The sequence below is a fragment of the Bartonella sp. CL71SXKL genome, from assembly GCF_042194935.1.
GTDB lineage: Bacteria > Pseudomonadota > Alphaproteobacteria > Rhizobiales > Rhizobiaceae > Bartonella.
Window position 1 is genome coordinate 113,275 of the sequence record NZ_JBHINI010000003.1, and the last position, 16,785, is coordinate 130,059.

Below are 16,785 nucleotides of genomic sequence, written 5' to 3' on the forward strand. Positions count from 1 at the left end.
CCAGACTCCATGCAAGGCATTTGTAATGCCCTGAGCATTCATAAAAGAAAACATAATTTTTTATTCTGTTATTTGCGTCACAGGATGGATTTTTCACTTCATAAGCTTCATGTGAAAATGAAAAGCCTTGTCCATTTTTACGTGAAAAGATTTTCTTTTATGCTGCGTCGTTATAACGTTTCTGTTTAGCTTGCTCGATTATCTTGATAAGATTCGATTGTAACCAACGCGATAAAAAACAAAACTTTAAAGGTTTTGGAAGAGATCCATTGGTTACATGACGGCGGAATGTTGAAATACTCATATGAAACAGTTTTGCACTTTCACGGTCTGGCAAAAGAATATCATTTCAGTCATTATAAAATCCTTCCACTATAAAAAATAAAAATAAATCATAACTATTTATTAACCATGATTTTTAAATCCTTTGAAATGTGTTTAATCTATAAAAAAAACAGCGCTTTATAATATAATTTCTTATGTAAAACTTTATGAGTCTTATTGAGATGGAATGAGAGAAACTTACGATATTCGGGGGCTAATTTAATATAAATAACGCTAGATTATCTTTATAAATAAATATATTGCCTTTGTTAGGTATTTTAGTTGTTATGCTGGATCTTTTTTGATTGTTAGATTGCAATCTCGGTAGTTTTTTTTAATACGATATGGTGACGTGAGGCATTATATCTTTGTTTGTTCCGATTGCTAGGCTACTATTTTTGTAATGAATACGCTTTTATTATCAGAGCTTTTTCTTTTTAAAACTTTTAAATGAGGAGCTGTCTGTTTTTTTAGATTTTCTTAATAAGATTGCTATTTGATTGATCTAATAAAGATTTATCTGTCATTTTTAATAAGAGTTTACTATTTAAGTTTTTAACTTTGTCAGAAGTAGGTTTTATTTATCCTATTTGCGTTGGCCTATAGGGCATACCAATTGATGTAGATTATATGTATCATAATGGATTTTTAAAATAAAAATGTAAATTAAAGCTGTTTTGTGCTTACTTTTCCATCGTTAAAGTAAAATCCTATCTGGCCCTTTAGCAGTTGTTCGGCTTTTTGACCAAATATTTCATAGCGCCAGCCATTCATAGCAGGAATATTTTTCTTTATTCCTCCATTGGCAATTTTTTCTAAATCATTAGATGTTGCAATAATTTTAGGGGCAATGCTGTTTTCATTTGCAACAATTTTTAATAACACTTTGAGTAGATCGATAACAGCGGCCGTCGTATCATTGAGTGGATTATGTTTAGGAATGGGGGGTAAAGTAGAAAGATCCACCTCTAATCCTTCGTGGACAGCTTTGATTAATGATTGAGAAATTGAGAGTTTATCCCAGTTCTTATTAAGACTGCGCAACCGCTTTAATGCAGATTCATCTTTTGGTTGTTGGGTTGCTATTTCTATAAGACATTCATCTTTTATGATATGACGACGTGGCATATTGTATTTTCGTGCTTCACGTTCCCGCCAAGCTGCTATCTTTTGTAATACAGCAAGTTCACGTGGCTTTTTAATTTTTCCTTTCACTTTTTTCCATGCTTCATCTTCTGGCATATCATAGGTTTTAGGATTTAAAAGGATTGTTATTTCATCGTCCATCCAGTGAGCACGTTGATTTTTTTCTAACCTTTTTTTCAATAACAGGTAAACATCTCTTAAGTAAGTTACATCGGCAAGTGCATAGAGCAGTTGTTTTTCAGACAAAGGGCGGTAACTCCAGTCTGTAAAGCGGGAGGATTTATCAAGATGATGCCCCGTGCAGCGTTGTACAATTTGATCATAGGAGATAGAATCACCAAATCCACAAATTGATCCTGCTATTTGCGTATCAAAGAGAGGGGAAGGAATAACACCTCCAAGATGATAAATTGTTTCAATATCTTGGCGCGCAGCATGAAAAACTTTTACAACTTTTTTATCGATCATAAGGTCAAAAAAAGGTTGTAAATCAATATCTGGTGCTATGGGATCAATCAAAACTGTGACATTTGGTGATGCGAGCTGGATTAAACACAGTTGAGGCCAAAAAGTTGTTTCGCGGATAAACTCAGTATCGACTGTTACAAAATCAGAGGTACGTAGAGCGTTAAGTGCAATTTCAAGATCTGTTGTTTGTGTAATAAGATTCATCATTTTATTATAATTCGATAAATTAAATTTGTGCTTTATTGACTTTATTTTTGAGTTTTTATTCTCATATCTTGACAAATGGTTATTAAAAAGCGTTTGTAGCGCATGTGAATATTATAATCAAAGGCAAAAAACATGCACCGTTATCGCAGTCATCATTGTGCGGCTCTTCGTAGATGTGATGTAGGAACACAAGTTCGTCTTTCGGGGTGGGTTCATCGTGTTCGTGATCATGGAGGGATTCTTTTTGTGGATTTACGTGATCATTTTGGAATCACACAAATTGTTGCTGATCCTGCTTCACCAGCTTTTAAAGTTATTGAAAAAGTGCGTTCTGAATGGGTTATTCGTGTGGATGGGGAGGTGTGTGCACGTTCTGATGAGGTTATTAATGCAACGCTTCCAACAGGTGAGATTGAAATTTTTGCACAAGAGGTAGAAATTCTTTCGAAATCTGATGAGCTTCCTTTACCGATTTTTGGTGAGCCTGATTATCCAGAAGATATTCGATTAAAATATCGTTTTCTTGATTTGCGTCGGGAGACTATGCACAAAAATATCATGCGTCGGACTGAAATTATTGCGGCTATGAGACGGGCTATGCAAAATAATGGTTTTACGGAATTTACGACGCCACTTTTGACAGCTTCATCGCCGGAAGGAGCGCGTGATTTTTTGGTTCCAAGTCGTGTTCATCAGGGAAAATTTTATGCGTTACCGCAAGCGCCACAGCAATATAAACAATTGTTGATGATGTCAGGTTTTGATCGTTATTTTCAGATTGCTCCATGTTTTAGAGATGAAGATCCAAGGGCCGACCGTCTTCCTGGTGAATTTTATCAATTAGATGTTGAAATGAGTTTTGTTGAGCAAGAAGATGTTTTAGCAACTATGGAACCTATTATGCGTTCTATTTTTGAAGAATTTGCAGATGGAAAGACTGTGACACAAAGCTTTCCTCGCATTTCCTATGATGAAGCAATGCAAAAATATGGTTCTGATAAGCCTGATCTACGTAATCCGATCATTATGGAAGATGTTTCTCAGCATTTTTATAATTCTGGTTTCAAAGTCTTTGCTCAAATTTTAGCGAATGATGAGAATGCTCAAGTGTGGGCTATTCCAGCTAAAACGGGTGGAAGTCGTGCTTTTTGTGATCGTATGAATGTATGGGCACAAGGTGAGGGGCAACCAGGGCTCGGTTATATTTTTTGGCGTGAAGAAGAAGGAAAATTTGAAGGAGCAGGGCCTATCGCCAAAAATATTGGTGAACAGAGGACTGAAGCAATCCGTATACAGCTTGGGCTTGAAAGTGGGGATGCCTGTTTTTTTGTAGCTGGCGATCCAAAAAAGTTTTCATCTTTTGCCGGAGCCGCACGCACAAGGGTAGGAGAAGAATTAGATCTTCTTGATAGAGATAGTTTCTCTTTGGCGTGGATTGTTGATTTTCCATTTTTTGAATGGAATGAAGATGAAAAAAAGATTGATTTTGGACATAATCCTTTTTCTATGCCTCAAGGGGGAGAAAATGCCCTTGCCTGTCAAGATCCTCTTACTATTAAAGCTTTTCAATATGATCTTGTTTGCAATGGTTATGAAATTGCATCAGGTGGAATTCGTAATCACTTACCAGAAATGATGCTTAAAGTTTTTGAACTTGTAGGACTTTCTAAGGAAGTTGTGAAAGATCGTTTCGGTGGTCTTTATCGTGCATTCCATTATGGGGCTCCACCACATGGTGGTATGGCTGCAGGAATTGACCGCATCATTATGCTGTTGCAAGGTGTTAAAAATTTGCGTGAAGTTGCTTTATTTCCTATGAATCAACAGGCGCTTGATCTTTTGATGAGTGCTCCGTCTGATGTTTCTCCTACACAATTACGTGATTTAGGAATCCGCATGGCTCCTACTCACAAAAATAGCTCATAAAGTTGATAATGGATTGTTTTCATCTTTTCTACGTAGAGTGAAGTTTTGATGCCTTTCAAGAGCCATCGGTGTGTGTGGCTGTTTGTGAAATTTAGATAGGTAAAAACGCTATTGTGTTGATTCTTTACGAGGCATTTTTATTCCTTGTTTCTATAGTGGCTCTTCCACTTGTGATAGGTGAGGAAATGATTATGATTGCTTGATCATGAATAAATTAGAAATGAAAGAACTCTATAATATTCGGGAGTCTCATTTTAGTTGAAAAAAATGAATTATCTTTATGTGTTAATATATTATTTATTTTTTATTGAAGTTTTTACAACGTTGTAGCAGAGAATTGTGTCTCTTCGTTTTTATGAAAATAATGTGATTTTCCATTCTATGGACTTACTCTAAAAAGTTTAAATTTCATAAGTTTTGAATATTTTTTAGTTTTTCATAGAAAAACTGAAGGGGATTGTTATACAATTTATCTTTATAATAAAAGATGATGTTTGAAAGGTGCTTTTGTCATTCCAGAAAGGATGAAATAACTCTTTGTAGGCAGTTAAATTATCGTCGGATTTGACAAAGCTTTCAATAAATTACTTAGGACAAGGGGGACGGACATGTATAAATTTTTCAAATTGATATAATTTTCTGTTCATGTTCTAATTGCAGCGTTTGTTTTTATGTAATTGACTTTTAATAAAAAAGTCGACTCATAGAAGATTTCACTAAATAAATCCTATAAGATAATTTCTTATTATTGTGGGAATTGTTGTTTTAATACTATGTCTGATAAAATGAATTTACCTTTTGATAAAGAACATATTGAACCAATAGAATTACGCTCTGCTTTACAGGAACGTTATTTGGCTTATGCACTTTCTACGATTACACACCGTGCATTGCCTGATGTACGTGATGGATTGAAGCCGGTCCACCGGCGGATTGTTCATGCGATGCGTCTTCTCAAACTAAATCCTGGACAGTCTTATGCGAAATGTGCGCGGATTGTTGGTGATGTCATGGGAAAATTTCATCCTCATGGGGATGCGTCTATTTATGATGCCTTGGTGCGCTTGGCTCAAAGTTTTGCTGTTCGTTATCCGTTGGTTGATGGGCAAGGCAATTTTGGTAATATTGATGGTGATAATGCTGCTGCCATGCGTTATACGGAAGCACGTATGACTGAAGTGGCTGCATTGTTACTTGAAGGAATTAATGAGAATGCTATTGATTTTCGTTTAACCTATAATGAGGAAGATGAAGAGCCGGTTGTTTTACCAGGAGCTTTCCCTAATCTTTTAGCAAATGGTTCTTCTGGTATTGCTGTTGGTATGGCAACATCTATTCCACCCCATAATGTTGCTGAGCTTTGTGATGCAGCACTCCATTTGATTGCGCATCCCGATGTAAATGATGAGGCATTAAATCAATTCGTTCTTGGTCCTGATTTTCCGACGGGGGGAATTTTAGTTGAACCTAAAAAAAGTATTGAGGAATCCTATCGTGTTGGGCGTGGATTCTTTCGCTTGCGTTCACGTTGGCATCAGGAACCTGGTAGCCGTGGTTCTTATGTGATTGTTGTGACTGAAATTCCCTATCAGATTCAAAAGTCACGTCTTATTGAAAAAACAGCAGAGTTATTGCTTGCACGCCGATTGCCAATGCTTGAGGATATCCAAGATGAATCAGCAGAAGATATCAGAATCGTGCTGGTTCCTAAAAATCGGTCGGTTGATCCGGAGCTCCTTATGGAGTCTCTTTTTAAATTGACTGACTTTGAAGTAAGATTTCCCCTCAATCTGAATGTTTTGTCTTTGGGAAAAATACCCAATGTTCTTTCTTTACGAGAAAGTTTGCAGCAATGGCTTGAACATCGTCAAGAAGTGCTTATTCGTCGCTCTCATTATCGGCTTGATCAAATTGATAGCCGATTGGAAATTCTTCATGGATATCTTATTGCCTATTTAAATCTCGATGAGGTCATTCAGATTATTCGTGAAGAGGATGAACCGAAAAAGAAGCTGATTAATCGGTTTGAATTAACAGAAAATCAAGCTGAAGCTATTCTTAATATGCGCTTGCGTTCTTTGCGTAAACTTGAGGAATTTGAAATTCGTAAAGAATTTGAAAGTTTGAAAGCTGAAAAAGAAAAACTACAGAATTTGTTAGCTTCTCCTATAAAACAGTGGAAAATAATTTCAGAAGAAATCAAAAAAGTTCGAAACACTTTTGGTCCTGAAACACTCTTGGGGAAAAGACGTACGACGTTTGAAGAGGCACCAAGACATGATCTTGATGATATTCAACAAGCAATGATCGAAAAAGAACCGATTACTATTGTTATTTCTGAAAAGGGGTGGATGCGCGCTTTGAAGGGACATTTGACCGATTATAAAGCGCTTTCTTTTAAAGAAGGAGACAGTTTAAAGTTAGCATTTCCGGCATTTACAACCGACAAGATTGTGCTGATCAGTACGGGTGGAAAGTTTTTTGCTATTGGTGCAAATAGTTTACCTGGAGGGCGGGGACATGGTGAACCTATTCGTCTTTTAGTTGATATGGATGATGAGCACGATGTTCTCACAGCTTTTGTGCATCGCGCCGAGGAAAAATTGCTCTTGGTTTCATCTCACGGTAATGGTTTTATTGTTTCTTCTGCAGAAGTGATCGCCAATACACGAAAAGGAAAGCAAGTGATGAATGTGAAAGCTCCTGATAAGGTAAAACTTTGTGTTCCGGTAAATGGTGATCATGTGGCTGTAGTTGGTGAAAACCGTAAAATGCTTATTTTTTCTATTGAACAAATACCAGAAATGAATCGCGGTAAAGGTGTTCGTTTACAGCGTTATAAAGAAGGTGGTGTTGTTGATGCCAAGACTTTTAATTTATCAGAAGGCTTAAGTTGGCAAGATACAGCTGAACGAATCTTTAACCGTCAGGCGGACGATCTCTTTGAATGGATGGGAACGCGTGCGGGAGTCGGGCGTTTGGTTCCAAAAGGATTTCCAAAATCAGGAAAATTTATTAATTAAATGTATTTTATAAATGGGGAAAATTCCCTATAGTTTTATGATTGTTTAAGATATTAATTTATAAGGATAATTTATTATTTTTATATTGAAAGAAAGACCTAAAGCGTAAGTTTTTCTCTTATTTCGATCTTGTTCAGGTTAAATCAATCAAAACTGTTTGTTTGCCTATCATGAGATGAGAGACCAGCCCGTCTTCATAAAAACTATTGAAGAAAAGAATAAAAATATTTTTTAATAAACCGTTTCACATACAAGAGTTGTTGCAACAATAGGTATGTTTGTTTTTTTACATTATACCATTTATGGGTGCTGTCGTGAAATGATTTGATATTTCGAGAGCTGTACCTTTAAACAAACAATGTGAATGTTAACACAAGAGAGTTCTATTTGGAGATGTTTTATTTTGTCTAATAGGTTTATCTTCTTATTGTTCAAGAGAGATGTTATTAATCTTTCATAGTAATATTTATTCGTTAGGATTACTATGATATTGTCTAAAAAGATGACCACGTTCAGCCCATAAGACGAGAAGTATGGCAGTGAGACTCAGAAAGAAAAATCCTGCTGAGTTTGGGATGGTTGTTTCATCAAATTGTTGGGCAATAAAAAAGCTAAGTCCTGCACCGATAGATGTTTGAAGAAAGCCGGATACAGAAGAAGCTGTTCCAGCTATTTCTCCTACAGGTTCAAGAGCGAGTGTATTGAAATTGGCCATAATACCACCGCAGGTAAACATTAATATACAATATAACGTCATATAAAAAGGAAAAGGGATAACACCACCTGCTAAGATGGACCCAATAAACCAAATGCATGAAGCAGCACAAAAGAGCAAAAGCATAGTATGAGCAATACGCCGCATTCCAAGGCGTCCAACGAGTTGAGAGTTAAAGAATGATGATAGAGCTTGAAATGCAGCACCAACTGCAAAAGCAATAGGGAACCAAAGTCCTAGATTATAGATCCCTTCATATGTTTGTTGTGATGTATTAACGGCGGTAAAGATACAGCCTAAAATAATGGAAGTTGCAAGTGTATAGCAAAGTGTTGTGCGATTGGTTATTACAATCCATAAGTTGTGTTTAACTGAAAAAAAGGAAAGAGAGCGTTGCGTATAAAGAGTTTCAGGCAAGCGCAGTTGAATCCAAATCATCAGTACTAAACCAATCATTGCCATGAAAATAAAAATATATTGCCAATGTCCGAGCAGTAAAATGATCTGTCCTGTTGCGGGACCAACCATTGGTGCAACAAGAAAAACCATCATAACAATAGACATAACTTCTGCCATTTTTCGACCACTGTAAAGATCACGTACGACGGAAACTGTAAGAACCCGCATAGCAGCCCCTCCAATACCTTGCAAGATACGTAAAATAAGCAAGAGAGAAAAATCAGTTACAAAGGCACAGCCAATCGCCGTAAATGAATAAAAAGCAAGCCCGAGAAGAATAAGTTTACGTCGTCCATACCTATCGCTTATTGGACCGAAAAATATTTGAGCAATGCCATAGCTAATAAGATAACTCGAAATGATATAATGTTGATCATTTTCATTGAGAACATTTAAGCCGTCTAAAATATTGGGCATAGCTGGCAGCATAATATCAACAGCTATAGCGTTAATAGCCATAAGCGAAGCAATAAGAATAACAAATTCTTTATAGCCAATTTTGTTTCTAATCGCATCTCTATGCGTTTGTTCATCGACTGAATATGACATATGGCATCCTTGAAATAAAAATTTCGTCTGAAAACAGCTCTTTTTAAGAGTCTGAATAAAATGAAAGATACCTATGATTGATTACAGGGAATATTTTTTTCGTTCAAAAGTTCCTGTAACTCATTGTTTTGAAACATCTCTTTAACAATATCACAGCCTCCGATAAATTCACCTTTGATATAAAGCTGTGGAATTGTTGGCCAATTTGAGTAATCTTTAATCCCTTGACGCAATTCGTTAGAAGTTAAGATATTAATCCCTTTATAATTCAATCCTAAATAATCAAGGATTTGAACCACTTGTCCTGAAAACCCGCATTGCGGAGCGTCAGGTGTTCCTTTCATGAATAAAATGACGTCGTTTGTTTTAATTTCGTTGTCAATAAAATCATGAACAGTGGTCATTTTTATCCCTCGATATTTCAGATTTTTATCAGTGTGTAATTTATATCCATACTGCTTTTAATCGTATTAAATGTGTGAATGCAAGAAAAAATTTTAGATTATTTTGGGACATTTGTTTGCAACATTAAGGCGTGAAGGTCATTTCCCATATTGCCTTTAAGGGCATCATAGACCATTTTATGTTGTTGAACACGGGTTTTACCACGAAAACTTTCAGAAATAACTTCTGCAGCATAATGTTCCCCATCTCCAGCAAGATCACGAATTATTACAGTAGCATCAGGAATGCCTTCACGAATAAGCGTTTCAATTGCATGGGCACTCATTGCCATCATTATTCTCCTATGTTGTTCATTTTTTTATAAAGGCTGTTTTAGAGAAAAAACAATTTTTATTCTTCACCCATAAATTGTGGAAACCAGTTTTCATAGGCTTTTGTGAGTTTGTCTACTGAAAGTGTTAATATCCCATCTATATTAAGGGAAGTACCCTCGACTTGACCTAGCTCTGTTAAAGAAACTGTATTGATTTGTGCACGCTCTTTAAGACTATTAAGAGAGTGAGGTTTGACGGCTAAAAGATAACGTCCTTGGTCTTCTCCAAAAAGTTCTGCATGATGGGGTGATTTATTGCTTAATTTTACTTTGATTCCTTTACCTGCTTTAATCACCATTTCAGCAAGTGCTATCGCTAATCCTCCGTCAGAAAGGTCATGGGCGGCGTGAATAAAACCACGATGTATGACATCTCGAACAAATTGACCATGCTTTTTTTCAAGTTGTAAATCTACAGGGGGGGGGGCGCCTGCATCAATATTTAAAATGTTACGTGCATAGATTGATTGTCCTAAATGGGAGCCGCAATTTCCTACTAAAACAAGAATATCTCCATTTTGCATACCACTTATTGTTACCATTTTAGACCAATCATTAAGAAGACCTACCCCAGCAATGGTGGGGGTTGGAAGAATGGCTTCCCCATTTGTTTCGTTGTAAAGAGAAACATTGCCTGAAACGATAGGAAAATCGAGGATTCTACAAGCTTCTCCTATACCTTTAATAGCAAAAACCAGCTGTCCCATAATTTCAGGTTTTTCAGGGTTACCAAAATTGAGATTATCTGTAGCAGCCAGTGGTGTTGCACCTGTCGTACTAATGTTTCGCCAGCATTCTGCGACAGCTTGTTTCCCTCCTTCATAAGGGTCTGCTTCACAATAGCGAGGTGTTACATCAGAAGAAAAAGCAAGAGCACGTTTGCTGTTGTTTCCTACACGGATAACGCCTGCATCACCTCCTGGACAAACAAGGCTATTTCCTTGGATAAGGGTATCATATTGTTCATAAACCCATCGCCGTGAACTTTGATTAGCAGAATTCAATAAGGTCAGAAGCGCATCACCAAGATTTTCAACTTTTTTGACGTCTTCTGCTTTCAAGGGTGTTTTTTTTACCGGCTCACTCCAAGGACGATCATAAACAGGCGCTTCATCACCAAGCTCTTTGATGGGAAGATTGACAACTTCTTCCCCTTGATGAAATACACGAAAACGTAAATCATCGGTTGTTTTCCCAATGATAGAAAAATGTAGCCCCCACTTATGAAAAATTGCTTCTGCTTGCTTTTCTAGTTCTGGTTTAAGGACCATGAGCATACGCTCTTGACTTTCAGAAAGCATCATTTCATAGGCTGTCATGTTTTCTTCTCGAACAGGAACTGTATCGAGATTAAGCTGTATCCCTAAATTTCCTTTTGCCCCCATTTCAACGGCAGAAGAGGTGAGTCCTGCGGCTCCCATATCTTGAATAGCAACCACGGCTCTAAGTTCCATGAGCTCTAAACATGCTTCAAGGAGACATTTTTCTGTAAAAGGATCACCTACTTGAACAGTTGGGCGTTTTTCACTGATTGAATCATCAAATTCAGCAGAGGCCATTGTTGCTCCACCGACACCATCACGTCCTGTTTTTGCACCAAGATAAACAACAGGGAGTCCAATACCTTGCGCTTTAGAATAAAAAAGGGCGTTTGTCTTTGCAATACCGGCGACAAAAGCGTTAACAAGGATATTGCCATTATAACGCTCATCAAAATTTACTTCTCCACCAACCGTTGGAACGCCAAAAGAATTGCTGTAACCACCTATTCCAGAAACAACACCAGAAACAAGATGGCGTGTTCGTGGGTGATCAGGAGCACCAAATCGCAATGCATTCATAGCAGCAACAGGACGGGCTCCCATTGTAAATACATCACGTAAAATACCACCAACACCTGTCGCTGCACCTTGATAAGGTTCAATATAAGAAGGGTGGTTATGGCTTTCCATTTTGAAAACAACACATTGTCCTTCGCCAATATCGACAACACCAGCATTTTCACCAGGTCCTTGGATGACACATTTTCCTTCTGTTGGAAGAGTTTTTAGCCATTTTTTAGATGATTTATAGGAACAATGTTCGTTCCACATTGCAGAAAAAATTCCTAGTTCAGTAAATGTTGGTTCTCTACCAATTAACGTTAGGATACGTTGATATTCATCTTCTTTTAGCCCGTGTTGTGCAATGAGTTCTGGTGTAATAGTGATGTTATTGCAAGGCTTCATGATTATTTATCCGTCAAATTAATCGAAATTTAGCATTTTTATTTTTTTAACCTAGCAGCTTATATTATAAACAATAATGTTGTTTAATAATAAAAATATTTATAGACAGTAAGCTGAAGATTTTGTCCGTTTGTTTGGTGGGATTTAAGACTACAAATGGTCTTAAATAATTATGTGTTTAGAAAATAATATCCATTGTTGTTTGTGAAGAGCTTTGTTTATAGATTTACGATGCGAGAAATGGTATAAATCCTTGTTTTTTAAATTATGGAGCGCGAGTATTTTTGCAGCATTATCCATTTACTAACTCTAAAGCACTTTGAAAAAGTAAACGACCGTCAGTACCTCCATGGGCGGGTTCAATAAAGTTTTCAGGATGGGGCATCATACCAAGAATATTACCAGCTTTATTAACAATACCAGCAATATCTTTCATTGAGCCGTTCGGGTTTGTATTTTCTGCATAGCGAAAAACAATTTGTTCATTGTCTTCCATTTGTTTCAATGTTTCACTATCAATAAAATAATTTCCGTCATGATGGGCAACAGGACAACGAATAATTTGTCCTTTAGAATAATATCGAGAAAATTTTGTCTTGGCGTTGACGACTTCAAGTTTGATTTCACGACAAACAAACTTTAAAGAAGCGTTACGCATTAAAGTACCGGGTAATAATCCTGCTTCCAACAAAATTTGAAATCCATTACAGATACCTATAATTGTCGTACCTTCTTGTGCTTTTTCACGAATGGCTTTTAAGACGGGAGTTCGCGCTCCAATCGCACCACATCTTAAGTAGTCGCCATAGGAAAAGCCACCAGGAATAATAATAACATCTACATCTGGAATTGTTGTTTCTGTTTGCCAAATTTTTAGTGGCTCAACTCCCGTTATATGATGTAATGCTGCAACCATATCTCGATCACGATTTAATCCAGGAAGTTGAATGATGGCAGTTTTCATGAGCGTTTCACTTAAAAAAGTTCGATTGTATAATTTTCAATGACAGTATTTGCGAGTAACTCTTCACACATTTGTTCAAGTTTTTTCTTTGCGGTTTCAGAAGGTAGTTCATCAAGAACAATATCAAAAACCTTTCCTTGACGAATGGATTGAATGCCTTCGAAAGCTAAACTTTTTAAAGCACCGACAATTGCTTCTCCTTGTGGATCAAGAACGCTTTCTCTTAAAGTAACTGTAATGCGTGCTTTCATTTTTTGCTTCCTGCTTTTTTAAAGAACCTCTCCTTTGAAAGAGGGGTATTTATATAAGGTGATGTTTTTTTACCTTGTTTTTACTTTACGAGAACGGGACCACTTGGTCGTGTTGGTTCATTTTCATTCATAATACCAAGACGTTTGGCAACTTCTTGATAGGCATTAATAAGCCCACCCATATCACGACGAAAACGGTCTTTATCCATTTTTTCTTGTGTGTGCATATCCCATAGTCGTGCAGAATCAGGAGAGATTTCATCAGCAAGAACAATGCGCATCGTTTCATCTTCCCACAGGCGACCAAATTCCATTTTAAAATCAATTAATTGTATGTTAACACCGGCAAAAAGCCCAGAAAGAAAATCATTAATACGAATTGAAAGTTGCATGATATCTTCTATCTCTTGTGGGACAGCCCACCCAAAAGCTGTGATATGTTCTTCCGTTACCATAGGATCATCGAGAGAATCATTTTTATAGTAGAATTCAATGATGGATTGCGGAAGCGGGGTTCCTTCTTCCAGTCCCAAACGCTTAGCAAGAGAGCCAGCAGCAACATTGCGCACAACAACTTCCAACGGAATGATTTCCACCGCTTTAATAAGCTGTTCGCGCATGTTTATACGTTTGATAAAATGTGTTGGGATGCCCAAACGTCCAAGATGGCTAAAAATATGTTCCGAAATTCGGTTGTTTAAAACCCCCTTTCCGTCGATAATTTCATGTTTTTTTGCATTAAAGGCAGTTGCATCATCTTTAAAAAATTGAATATAAGTCCCTGGTTCAGGTCCTTCATATAAAATTTTAGCCTTGCCTTCATAAATACGGTGGCGACGATTCATCATGATTCTCTATTTATCTTGAGAGGTTTTTAATAACATTGATAAATGATACTATCCTAATTGATAGAATTTCTCAATGATATTGCTATGATACTTTTATAATTTTTATCATTACACGTTTACCCAAAGGTGAAGATACATAAGCGATGAGAAAGAAGATCACCTCTTTTGGATCAAATTTTTGCAAGAAAGTGAGAGAGGACCATAAGCCCTTCAGGCCAAGGTCCGTGTCCGGATTCTGCGTTAATATGGCCAGAATACCCAGCATCAACAAAGAGTGATCCCCAATCATTGGCAATTTTTTCTGCTACTGAAAATTGACAAAACTCATCGTTGCGACTGGCTATGACAATAGAAGGAAAAGGAAGCTTTTGGCGATGATAGGGGCCAAATGTCATTAAATGTTTGGGACGTATTTTTTCATTGGCGACATCTGGAGGTGCAACAAAGAATGCGCCACAAATTTTTTCTGTATTTTGTACAGTTGCATGAATAACACTGGGAACTCCTAATGAATGAGCAATAAGCATAACAGGCCTTTGAGCTTTTGCGATGGCGGTTTTAACTTTGTTAACCCACTCTTCACAAACAGGCTTTGACCAATGGAGTTGTTCAATGCGGCGGGCTGTCGACAATTTTTTTTCCCAGCGTGTTTGCCAATGATCTGGACCAGATCCCTTGTAGCCAGGAACAATAAGAATATCGAGTTGATTTGCTTTCATGAATTGTTTTCTTTGTTACAACAGATTTTTGATCATAGGTGGAATGGATTTTGGTTTTCTATGTCGCTTTATTGTTCTTCAAAAACACGTTTAAAAATCGTATTGATATGTTTGGTGTGGTAAGAAAGATCAAATTTTTCGCGAAGTTCTTCTTCACTTAAAGCTTTAGTAACATCTTTGTCGTTGAGGAGTTCTTCTAAAAAATCTTTTCCTTGTTCCCAAACTTTCATCGCATTTCGTTGTACAATTCGATAAGAATCTTCACGACTAATCCCTGCTTGTGTGAGGGCTAAAAGAACCCGTTGTGAGTGAACAAGACCGCGGAATTTATTGAGATTTTTTTGCATATTTTCTGGATAGACAATGAGATTTTCAATGACAGATGTGAGGCGAGAAAGAGCAAAATCAAGTGTAATAGTCGCATCTGGAGCAATATAACGCTCAACAGATGAATGGGAAATATCACGTTCATGCCAAAGTGCTACATTTTCCATGGCTGGGAGTGCAAATGCACGTACCATACGGGCTAATCCAGTTAAATTTTCTGTTAAAACTGGATTACGTTTATGAGGCATTGCCGATGAACCTTTTTGCCCAGGTGAGAAATGTTCCTCTGCTTCAAGAACTTCTGTTCGTTGTAAATGGCGTATTTCTATCGCTAGCCTTTCAATAGAGGAAGCAATAACACCAAGTGTTGCAAAAAACATAGCATGACGATCTCTTGGTATTACTTGGGTGGAAACTGGTTCAGCACGCATCCTCAAGGCTTTTGCTACATGTTCTTCAACGCGTGGATCGATATTTGCAAAAGTTCCTACGGCTCCTGAAATCGCGCAAGTAGAAATTTCTTCTCGTGCTGCAAGAAGACGTTTGCGACAACGGGAAAATTCAGCGTATGCAAGAGCAAACTTGATTCCAAATGTTGTCGGTTCAGCATGAATGCCATGACTCCGCCCAATGGTGATTGTCTCTTTATGCTCAAAAGCACGTCTTTTTAATGCTTCAAGAAGTTGATCTATATCCTCTAGCAAAATATCACTCGCACGCATCAATTGAATGTTCAGCGTTGTATCGAGAACATCAGATGATGTCATGCCTTGGTGGATAAAACGTGCCTCTGGTCCAATGAATTCAGCTAGGTGGGTTAGAAATGCGATAACATCATGTTTGGTAATTGCTTCAATTTCATCAATGCGATTGACATCAAATGTAGCTGCTGCCCCTTTTTCCCAAATGACTTTGGCGGCTTCTTTCGGAATAATCCCTAAGTGAGCAAGGGCATCACAGGCATGGGCTTCAATTTCAAACCAAATACGATATTTTGTTTCGGGAGACCAAATTGTTACCATTGCAGGGCGGGAATAACGTGCGATCATCATTTTTTTCCTTGTTGTGAGAGGATTGCGGCTTGGCGCAATGCATTAATACGTGTTCTGTAAAGCTCTTTATTTCCATCTTTATAAATTGCAGAGCCTGCGACAAATACATTTGCACCAGCTTTTGCAGCTATCCCAATTGTATCAACGGTGATACCACCATCAACTTCAAGATCAATAGGGCGGTTTGCAATCATGCTTTTAACGCGCTTAATTTTATCTTTTATTTCTGGAATAAAACTTTGTCCACCAAAACCGGGATTGACTGTCATGATGAGAATGAGATCTAATTGATCAAGCAAATATTCAAGTACATGTTCAGGAGTGCTTGGATTGAGTGCGATTCCTGCTTTTTTTCCCATTTTTTTGATTGTTTGTAATGAACGATGAAGATGTGGACTTGCTTCAGCATGAATGGTTATAATATCTGAACCCGCTTTTGCAAAAGCTTCCAAATAAGGGTCTACTGGTGCAATCATCAGGTGGACATCAAATATTGCTTTTGTTAATGGGCGTAGAGCTTTGATGATTTCAGGACCAAAGGTGATGTTAGGAACAAAGTGCCCATCCATAATATCAAGATGAAGCCAATCTGCACCAGCATCAACAACATCTAACATTTCTTGTCCAAGTTTAGAAAAATCAGAAGCCAAGAGAGAAGGCGAAATGAGATGAGAATGGGGCATTAAAATCTCCTTGATTGGCAGTTTTTATCATATCGCTGTGTATACACAAATATCTTTTGTGTTATGACGGAAAAGAAAAAATATGTATTATAGATCTTTTTATGGAAAGATCGCTTGA

The 16,785-nt window shown here is 37.3% G+C and carries 14 protein-coding genes; 2 read left to right on the forward strand and 12 right to left on the reverse strand.

Translation table 11 applies throughout. From position 1 onward, the window contains the following. Positions 1-157 precede the first annotated feature (157 nt). Together ACFILA_RS02600 and rnd are read right to left on the reverse strand one after the other, a co-directional pair. Positions 158-343 (reverse strand): helix-turn-helix transcriptional regulator, encoded by a 186-nt coding sequence (locus ACFILA_RS02600; protein WP_375643226.1) that lies wholly within the window; start codon positions 341-343, stop codon positions 158-160. Between the two features lie 647 nt (positions 344-990). Next, a complete protein-coding gene (rnd, locus tag ACFILA_RS02605) occupies positions 991-2,145 on the reverse strand; it encodes a ribonuclease D (RefSeq protein WP_375660597.1) in 1,155 nt (384 codons plus the stop codon). A gap of 132 nt (positions 2,146-2,277) precedes the next feature. On the opposite strand from rnd, the gene aspS reads away from it, so the two are divergent. Continuing rightward, the gene (gene aspS, locus ACFILA_RS02610) at positions 2,278-4,071 is read left to right on the forward strand and encodes an aspartate--tRNA ligase (RefSeq protein WP_273791187.1); all 1,794 of its coding nucleotides are present in this window, start codon (positions 2,278-2,280) and stop codon (positions 4,069-4,071) included. A gap of 773 nt (positions 4,072-4,844) precedes the next feature. Beyond that, entirely contained in the window at positions 4,845-7,094 is a 2,250-nt protein-coding gene (gene parC, locus ACFILA_RS02615) for a DNA topoisomerase IV subunit A (protein WP_273791186.1), read from the forward strand. A 466-nt stretch (positions 7,095-7,560) separates the two neighbouring features. Here parC and ACFILA_RS02620 read toward each other — a convergent pair whose 3' ends face one another. The 10 genes from ACFILA_RS02620 to rpe form a co-directional block, all read right to left on the reverse strand. Further along, positions 7,561-8,817 (reverse strand): multidrug effflux MFS transporter, encoded by a 1,257-nt coding sequence (locus ACFILA_RS02620; protein ID WP_375660598.1) that lies wholly within the window; start codon positions 8,815-8,817, stop codon positions 7,561-7,563. A gap of 71 nt (positions 8,818-8,888) precedes the next feature. Beyond that, positions 8,889-9,221 carry a Grx4 family monothiol glutaredoxin gene (grxD, locus tag ACFILA_RS02625; protein WP_273791184.1) on the reverse strand — a complete coding sequence of 111 codons (333 nt, stop codon included), beginning with the start codon at positions 9,219-9,221 and terminating at the stop codon, positions 8,889-8,891. 98 nt (positions 9,222-9,319) lie between these two features. After that, complete coding sequence (locus ACFILA_RS02630) at positions 9,320-9,553, reverse strand: BolA/IbaG family iron-sulfur metabolism protein (RefSeq protein ID WP_375643225.1); 234 nt, start codon at positions 9,551-9,553, stop codon at positions 9,320-9,322. 59 nt (positions 9,554-9,612) lie between these two features. Next, a complete protein-coding gene (gene purL, locus ACFILA_RS02635; RefSeq protein WP_375660599.1) occupies positions 9,613-11,823 on the reverse strand; it encodes a phosphoribosylformylglycinamidine synthase subunit PurL in 2,211 nt (736 codons plus the stop codon). A gap of 292 nt (positions 11,824-12,115) precedes the next feature. After that, positions 12,116-12,787 (reverse strand): phosphoribosylformylglycinamidine synthase subunit PurQ, encoded by a 672-nt coding sequence (gene purQ / locus ACFILA_RS02640; RefSeq protein ID WP_273791181.1) that lies wholly within the window; start codon positions 12,785-12,787, stop codon positions 12,116-12,118. Positions 12,788-12,798: 11 nt separating this feature from the next. Beyond that, a complete protein-coding gene (gene purS, locus ACFILA_RS02645) occupies positions 12,799-13,038 on the reverse strand; it encodes a phosphoribosylformylglycinamidine synthase subunit PurS (protein WP_273791180.1) in 240 nt (79 codons plus the stop codon). Between the two features lie 80 nt (positions 13,039-13,118). Then, positions 13,119-13,883 carry a phosphoribosylaminoimidazolesuccinocarboxamide synthase gene (gene purC / locus ACFILA_RS02650; RefSeq protein ID WP_273791179.1) on the reverse strand — a complete coding sequence of 255 codons (765 nt, stop codon included), beginning with the start codon at positions 13,881-13,883 and terminating at the stop codon, positions 13,119-13,121. A gap of 173 nt (positions 13,884-14,056) precedes the next feature. Beyond that, entirely contained in the window at positions 14,057-14,605 is a 549-nt protein-coding gene (locus ACFILA_RS02655) for an alpha/beta hydrolase (protein ID WP_273791178.1), read from the reverse strand. A gap of 68 nt (positions 14,606-14,673) precedes the next feature. Next, a complete protein-coding gene (purB, locus tag ACFILA_RS02660) occupies positions 14,674-15,981 on the reverse strand; it encodes an adenylosuccinate lyase (RefSeq protein WP_375660600.1) in 1,308 nt (435 codons plus the stop codon). Beyond that, complete coding sequence (gene rpe / locus ACFILA_RS02665; protein ID WP_375637471.1) at positions 15,981-16,667, reverse strand: ribulose-phosphate 3-epimerase; 687 nt, start codon at positions 16,665-16,667, stop codon at positions 15,981-15,983. The genes purB and rpe overlap by 1 nt, the downstream gene beginning before the upstream one ends. Between the last annotated feature and the right edge of the window lie 118 nt (positions 16,668-16,785).

What these genes read in the sequence shown, in the direction of transcription:
- purB (WP_375660600.1), bottom strand. Translation starts at nt 15,981, where the DNA reads ATGATCGCACGTTATTCCCGCCCTGCAATGGTAACAATTTGGTCTCCC.
- purL (WP_375660599.1), bottom strand. Translation starts at nt 11,823, where the DNA reads ATGAAGCCTTGCAATAACATCACTATTACACCAGAACTCATTGCACAA.
- grxD (WP_273791184.1), bottom strand. Translation starts at nt 9,221, where the DNA reads ATGACCACTGTTCATGATTTTATTGACAACGAAATTAAAACAAACGAC.
- parC (WP_273791186.1), top strand. Translation starts at nt 4,845, where the DNA reads ATGTCTGATAAAATGAATTTACCTTTTGATAAAGAACATATTGAACCA.
- aspS (WP_273791187.1), top strand. Translation starts at nt 2,278, where the DNA reads ATGCACCGTTATCGCAGTCATCATTGTGCGGCTCTTCGTAGATGTGAT.
- ACFILA_RS02655 (WP_273791178.1), bottom strand. Translation starts at nt 14,605, where the DNA reads ATGAAAGCAAATCAACTCGATATTCTTATTGTTCCTGGCTACAAGGGA.
- rpe (WP_375637471.1), bottom strand. Translation starts at nt 16,667, where the DNA reads ATGCCCCATTCTCATCTCATTTCGCCTTCTCTCTTGGCTTCTGATTTT.
- rnd (WP_375660597.1), bottom strand. Translation starts at nt 2,145, where the DNA reads ATGATGAATCTTATTACACAAACAACAGATCTTGAAATTGCACTTAAC.
- ACFILA_RS02630 (WP_375643225.1), bottom strand. Translation starts at nt 9,553, where the DNA reads ATGGCAATGAGTGCCCATGCAATTGAAACGCTTATTCGTGAAGGCATT.
- purS (WP_273791180.1), bottom strand. Translation starts at nt 13,038, where the DNA reads ATGAAAGCACGCATTACAGTTACTTTAAGAGAAAGCGTTCTTGATCCA.
- ACFILA_RS02620 (WP_375660598.1), bottom strand. Translation starts at nt 8,817, where the DNA reads ATGTCATATTCAGTCGATGAACAAACGCATAGAGATGCGATTAGAAAC.
- purC (WP_273791179.1), bottom strand. Translation starts at nt 13,883, where the DNA reads ATGAATCGTCGCCACCGTATTTATGAAGGCAAGGCTAAAATTTTATAT.
- purQ (WP_273791181.1), bottom strand. Translation starts at nt 12,787, where the DNA reads ATGAAAACTGCCATCATTCAACTTCCTGGATTAAATCGTGATCGAGAT.